Annotated in this window: 5 protein-coding genes and 1 pseudogene; all 6 read right to left on the reverse strand. The window is 29.0% G+C overall.

The genetic code is table 11. The features are described 5' to 3' along the window. The coding region (locus ACMUOV_RS04500) for a PD-(D/E)XK nuclease family protein (RefSeq protein ID WP_413853920.1) at positions 1-806 on the reverse strand (806 nt) is incomplete at its 3' end. Continuing rightward, positions 806-3565: an AsmA family protein gene (locus ACMUOV_RS04505; RefSeq protein ID WP_413853921.1), complete on the reverse strand. Its 2760-nt coding sequence runs from the start codon at positions 3563-3565 to the stop codon at positions 806-808. The genes ACMUOV_RS04500 and ACMUOV_RS04505, both read right to left, overlap by 1 nt. A 6-nt stretch (positions 3566-3571) precedes the next feature. Further along, complete coding sequence (locus ACMUOV_RS04510; RefSeq protein ID WP_413853922.1) at positions 3572-4135, reverse strand: nitroreductase family protein; 564 nt, start codon at positions 4133-4135, stop codon at positions 3572-3574. 82 nt (positions 4136-4217) lie between these two features. Continuing rightward, entirely contained in the window at positions 4218-4649 is a 432-nt protein-coding gene (gene aroQ, locus ACMUOV_RS04515) for a type II 3-dehydroquinate dehydratase (RefSeq protein ID WP_413853923.1), read from the reverse strand. Further along, the gene (gene aroB, locus ACMUOV_RS04520; protein ID WP_413853924.1) at positions 4646-5734 is read right to left on the reverse strand and encodes a 3-dehydroquinate synthase; all 1089 of its coding nucleotides are present in this window, start codon (positions 5732-5734) and stop codon (positions 4646-4648) included. Before aroB ends, aroQ begins: the two co-directional genes overlap by 4 nt. A 5-nt stretch (positions 5735-5739) precedes the next feature. Then, positions 5740-5966: pseudogene (locus tag ACMUOV_RS04525) on the reverse strand (hypothetical protein); the annotation flags it as partial.

Raw genomic sequence — 5966 nt, forward strand, 5'->3', positions numbered from 1 at the left:
ATATTTTTATTTATATCGGTTAAATATTGATACATTTGGTTTGTTTCTTCAACAACCTGTTCGGATAAAAGATGTAAATCGTTTTCGGTTAAAGTTACGTTATATTCTTCAAAAGCAGGTTGTAAATATGATATTGTCGGGAAAACATTTTCATGGCTTACATTAAAATGGTAGCATGCCCATAATGCATAACCTATTAACTGTCTTGAATGTTTTGCTATATCTTTCTTACCTGTTTTCCAATCAAGTATAAAAATTTTATCTTCGGCAGGAATTAAAAAATCAACTTTACAATATGCTTTATAATTATTTATTCTTGTTTCACCGAAACCATCCGGCTCTATAATCCAACAGGGACTTGTTTTTATTGCCGTTTCAAATATCCACTTTAACCTTGTGCTGTATAAAAAATTATTAAGAATTTCCCGAATGCTCGGAAACAATGTATTTTCATCTATATTTTCTGTTTGTTTATAATAAACTTCACCGAAAGTTTTACTGTTACAATATAACTTTGTTTTATTCAAAGTGTATTGTAAAAATCTTTTTTTATCTATCGGTTTTGAAGTTTTTTGAAGGCGAACGAGTAAATCTCTTATCGTATCATGGACTATATTTCCTATTTCAAGTGCCGTTGAAGTTAATGCTTTTAATTGCTGTATTTTATCATAAGAAAATTCTTTATCATATTTGCCGTAATAATCATAAAAATATTGTCTTTTACAATTTAAAAATTTATCATACCTTGATATTGACCACCCTAAAATATCTGTATATGGAAACCTTTTTATTTTTTGCAACTCCATTATTTTTGTTCCCCTGATGTTTGCTGTGTTTCCTGTTTCTGTTCAGTTGACGAGTTTGTATTTTCTTTTTTATTACCGCCGAATAAATTTGATAATTGATTAATTACCTTTGTCTCTGCCGTTTGTTGTGTTTGTTGTGTTTGTTGTGTTTGTTGCTTTGAAGTTTCCCGTTTTGTTTCAGTTGATGAGTTTGTACTATCCGTGGAAGCATTTACATTTTCTTTATTTTCTTTTTTGCCGCCGCCGAATAAATTTGATAATTGATTAATTACCTTTTCCGATTTCAGTGCATTTGTAACGGCCTTTGCAACATCAAAATCGGTTTTCGGGTTTTCAATGGTTCCGGTAATTTTAAAAGCCGTATATTCCGCAGGAACTACACTTAAATTCAAATTTCTGTTATTAAAATTGACTGTTCCGGTAACATCAATTCCGGTAATAGGCATTTTAAAGTTACCTCTGTTTATTTGTAAATTACCGTTTGTACTTACGGCATCAAGCACGAATTTATCAAAATGAATTGAATCTTTAGAAGATTGTGCAGATGTTCCTTTTATATTATTTGCAATAATAAAAATATTTAATAAAGATTTTGCCGTTTTATTTGTTGCAAATGCCGATACATTTGTAATTTCGCCGTCGTTAAAATTGCAATTTGCAGTTCCGGACAACCTGCTGCAAGTTTCAGTTATGGAATTTAATGCGGTTTTCAGTGTGAAATTTTTAGCATAAAAATAAGGAATACTTATCGTTGAAATTTTAACATCGGTATTAAGGTTTATATTAAAACCGGCAGATTGTTGTTTATTTGTCGAAGATGTTTTTGTATTTTTATTATTTGCGGATTCTTGTTCAAATTGAGGAAACTTTTCCATTACCAATTTATCCATTACAAGTTTTACGGTTATCGTTTTATTTATAAACGAACCCGCCAAATCAAAAACACCGTCGTTAAATTTACCTGCAGCTTTTTCAACTGAAATATTATTTTTGGATTTCAATACCGCTTTTAAATCAACATCCTTAAAATTTATGCAATCCTGATAAAAAAACGAAACTTTATTTAAATTTACATTACCGCTGAAATCGTTTGTCGTTAAATAAAGTTTTGTGTTAATATTTCCGGACACATCCTGCTTTGTTAAACTTTTTACAAATTGATTTAAAGTAAGGTTGGCTGCAATATTTAAGGAATATTTTAAATTTTTATTCCAATCAAGGTTACCTGAAATATTTGCTGTTGAATCGTTAAGTAAAATATTAAGTTTGTTTATTTTTGCCGTTTTTGTTTGCATTTGAAGCATCGTATCTAATTCTGCCGTTATTTTGGGTATAATAATATCTGTTTTTAAATCATAAAAAGGTTTTATATCTTTACTTGATAAATTTTCAACAGCGCAATTTGCAACCACCGCAATATTATTCGGTTTTGTTACGGAAACATTACCTGAAAATACACCGCTATTGAGTTTTGCCGATATTGTCGGTATTTGTATATTAATATCTTTGATATCTTTATCGCTTCTGAAATCTATTTTATGTAAAGCTTCGTTTGTATTAAATTTAATAATTGCATTTGAATTTAAGTTTGTTATATTTAACGAACTTACGGAAACGTTAATATTTTTTAATTCCAAATTACCGTCAATTAATGTTTGATTTATTTTCATAACGGATTTTAAATTACCGTCCAAATTATATTGAGGGAAAAAATTCTGAAGCTGTTTTAATACAATATCAACATTCATATCAAAATCATATTGCATATTTTCTTTATCCCAACCTACAAGTCCTTTAAGTTCGGCTTTTGATGAAGGTAAATTCAAACTGAATTTTTCTATATTTGCAGTTTTACTTGAAAGGTCAATTTTGGCTTTCGTTATAAAATTAAGTTCGGATATATCATAAACCAAATTTGAATTCGTCCAACCTTCAAAAGTTTTATTTGATAAATTTCTAACCGATAAGTTTAAGTTCAAATCGGGCTTATTAAAGTTTTTAAAGCTTCCCGAAACATCAAATTCCGTATCTTTAATTTTTGTAAAAAATGAATTTATTTCAACTGCCAATTTATCAAATTCGAAATTACTTAAATTTACTTTTGCATCAAACTCTAAAGGAAAACTTAATTCATTTTTATCTTTCATATATGTAACATTAAACTTTCCGTTACATTTAAAATAATCCGTTAAGGAAAAATTTAAAAGTTTTATATTTGTATCCGACATCTCAAAAATTAAATTTTCGGCTAAATCTTTATAGGAAATTTTTGAATCCTTAATATTAAGTTTTTTAATTTCAAAAGCTATGGAACTTGAACTTTCTTCTTTTGCGGAAATATCTTCTTTGTTATCTGTATTTTTTTCACTGTTTGTAAAATCGGCAAAATTAAAAACACCGTCTTTATCTTTAACAATATAAACTTCCGCACCGTCACAAATTATTTTTGTAAACTGTATTTTTTTTGTTATTAACGGCAACAATGCCACTTTTACGGTTAAATGATCGGCTTTAACAAAAGTTCCGTCGTTAAATGTTGTTTTTTCCGACATTGCAAAATTATGCAATGTAATACCTACAACGGTAAATGAAATTTTATCCAAAGTAATTTCTCTGTTAAAATTGTTTTTTGCATATTCAACAATATAACTCTTTATTTTCTCTTCCGGAAAATATTTTTTTAATGCAACATATCCCGCAACGGATAACAACAAACAAAATGCAACAAGCCCTGCTAAAATAATTTTTAATTTTTTCATTTTTTATTACCACTTATTATTATGTATTTTTTCTTTTTTATATTTATCTTTCGGTATAACCGCACCTTCAAAATATCCGACAGGAATAATGTTTAACGGAATAATATTTTCAGGCAAATTAAACAATTCTTGAATTGCTTTTACTTTTTCATCAAAAGGATAAACGGCGCACCATACCGCACCCAATCCTAAAGAATTTGCGGCAAGTAATAAATTTTCCGTTGCAGCTGAACAATCCTGTTCCCAAAATTTATCACTCACTTTATTATTGCCGCATACTATAAAAGCTAAGTTTGAATCTTTTGCATAACCTGCATTAGGTGCAATTTTTGCAAGTTTGTTTAATATTTTTCTGTCGGTTACAACAATAAATTCCCACGGTTGTTTATTCATTGCCGAAGGGGCTGCCATTGCAGCTTTTAACATCAAATCCACTTTTTCCGGTTCAACCTTTTTATTTGTGTAATTTCTGACACTTGTTCTTGAAAAAATATTCTCAATACTTTCGTTTGTTTGTGCATAAACGGTTACCGCAAAAAAACATAACATCAGCAAAACAATTTTTTTCATAATTTTCTCCTTATAATAACAATTATTAATTTGCACTAAGTAATTAAATATTGTGCATAAATAACGATACAATTAACATAACCTAAATTAAATCGGCAATTTTTTTAAGAGCAAATAAATAACCGTCAATTCCAAAACCGGCAATTTGCCCTATACAGACAGGAGCAATAAAAGAATGATGTCTAAACTGTTCTCTTGAATAAATATTTGAAATATGAACTTCTATTGAAGGTAACTCAACCGCAGATATTGCATCTCTTATTGCAACGGAAGTATGTGTATACGCGGCAGGATTTATAATAATACCGTTAAATTCATCTTTTGATTTTCCTATTTTATCTACAATTTCTCCTTCATGATTTGACTGAAAAAAACAAACTTCAACTTTAAGTTCTGCCGCTAATTTTTTTAACTTAGTTTCAATTTCTTTTAAAGTCATCTGTCCGTAAATTTCGGGCTGTCTTGTTCCGAGCAAATTTAAATTCGGTCCGTTTATTATCAATATTTTTTTCATTTAAAAAATTCCTTTAATGTTTTTAACACTATTCTGTCGTCAACTTCCTGTTTTGACACGACCTTTCCTATTTTTTTCGGCAAAACAAATTTTATTTTTTTTGAAATATTTTTTTTATCTTTCTTCATTAAAGAAAAAAAGTTATTTATACTAAAATTTAATTTAGGTTTAATAAAACCTGCCGAGTCAATAACTTTATAAATTTTCTGTTTTGTTTTATCATCTATAAATTTAATATTAAAAGCCAAATCTGCAATAAAAAGCATTCCTGCCGCAACAGCTTGTCCGTGCAAATATTTTTTATATCCGGTTATTGTTTCAAGTGCATGTGCAAATGTATGTCCGAAATTCAAGAACTCCCTTATACCAAGCTTTTCTTTTTCATCTTTGGCAACAACCATTGCTTTATATCTGCAACATTTTGATATTATGTAATAAAAATTTTCATCGGATAAAACGGCTTTATTTAAAACATTTGATAAATAATTAAAAAAATGTTCATCAAAACTTATTGCATATTTTATAACTTCAGCCATACCGTTTTTTATATGATTACCAGGTAAAGTTTTTAAAAAAGATGTATTTATAAAAACAAATTCCGGTTGATAAAATGCACCCGCAATATTTTTACCTGTTTTTATATTCACACCTGTTTTACCGCCAATAGAAGAATCAACCATTGCAAGCAGTGTTGTAGGAAATTGAATAAAATTCAAACCCCTCATATATGTTGCCGCAAAAAAACCCGCAGTATCACCGACAACACCGCCTCCTAAAGCAATAACGGTATATTGTCTGTCTATTCCTGCCGATAAAGCAAAATTATATATTTCTTCCAAAGTTTTTAAATTTTTATATTTTTCACCGGAAGAAAACACGAAGGAAAACAAGTTAAACTTGTTTTCCTTCATAAAATTTTCAAAACTTTTTAAATATAATTTCGCAACCGTATCATCGGAAATAACAAAAACCTTTTTTTCAGGAACAAACTTTGTAAAAAACGGCAACGAACTGTTATAAGCATTATCTAAAATTATCGGATAAGAATTTTTTTTTAAATTTACTTTTATACTTTTTATTGTCATATTCTTTATTCGTCTTCATCCAAATCAAGCTCATCTATATCTGTTTTTTTTGCGGCAGGTTTCTTAACTGTTGATGTCTTTTTAGCCGGAGTTGTTGTGACTTTTTTTGCTGTCGTTTTTTTAGTGACCGGAGCGACATTTGCAACTTTCTTTGCGGTTGTTGTTTTAGATGCCGCCGTTTTTTTGACGGAAGCTGTTGCAGTTTTTTTTGCTGCCGTATTATTTACAACAA

The sequence above is a fragment of the Candidatus Ruminimicrobium bovinum genome (genome assembly GCF_902760015.1).
Classification (GTDB): Bacteria; Elusimicrobiota; Endomicrobiia; order Endomicrobiales; family Endomicrobiaceae; genus Ruminimicrobium; species Ruminimicrobium bovinum.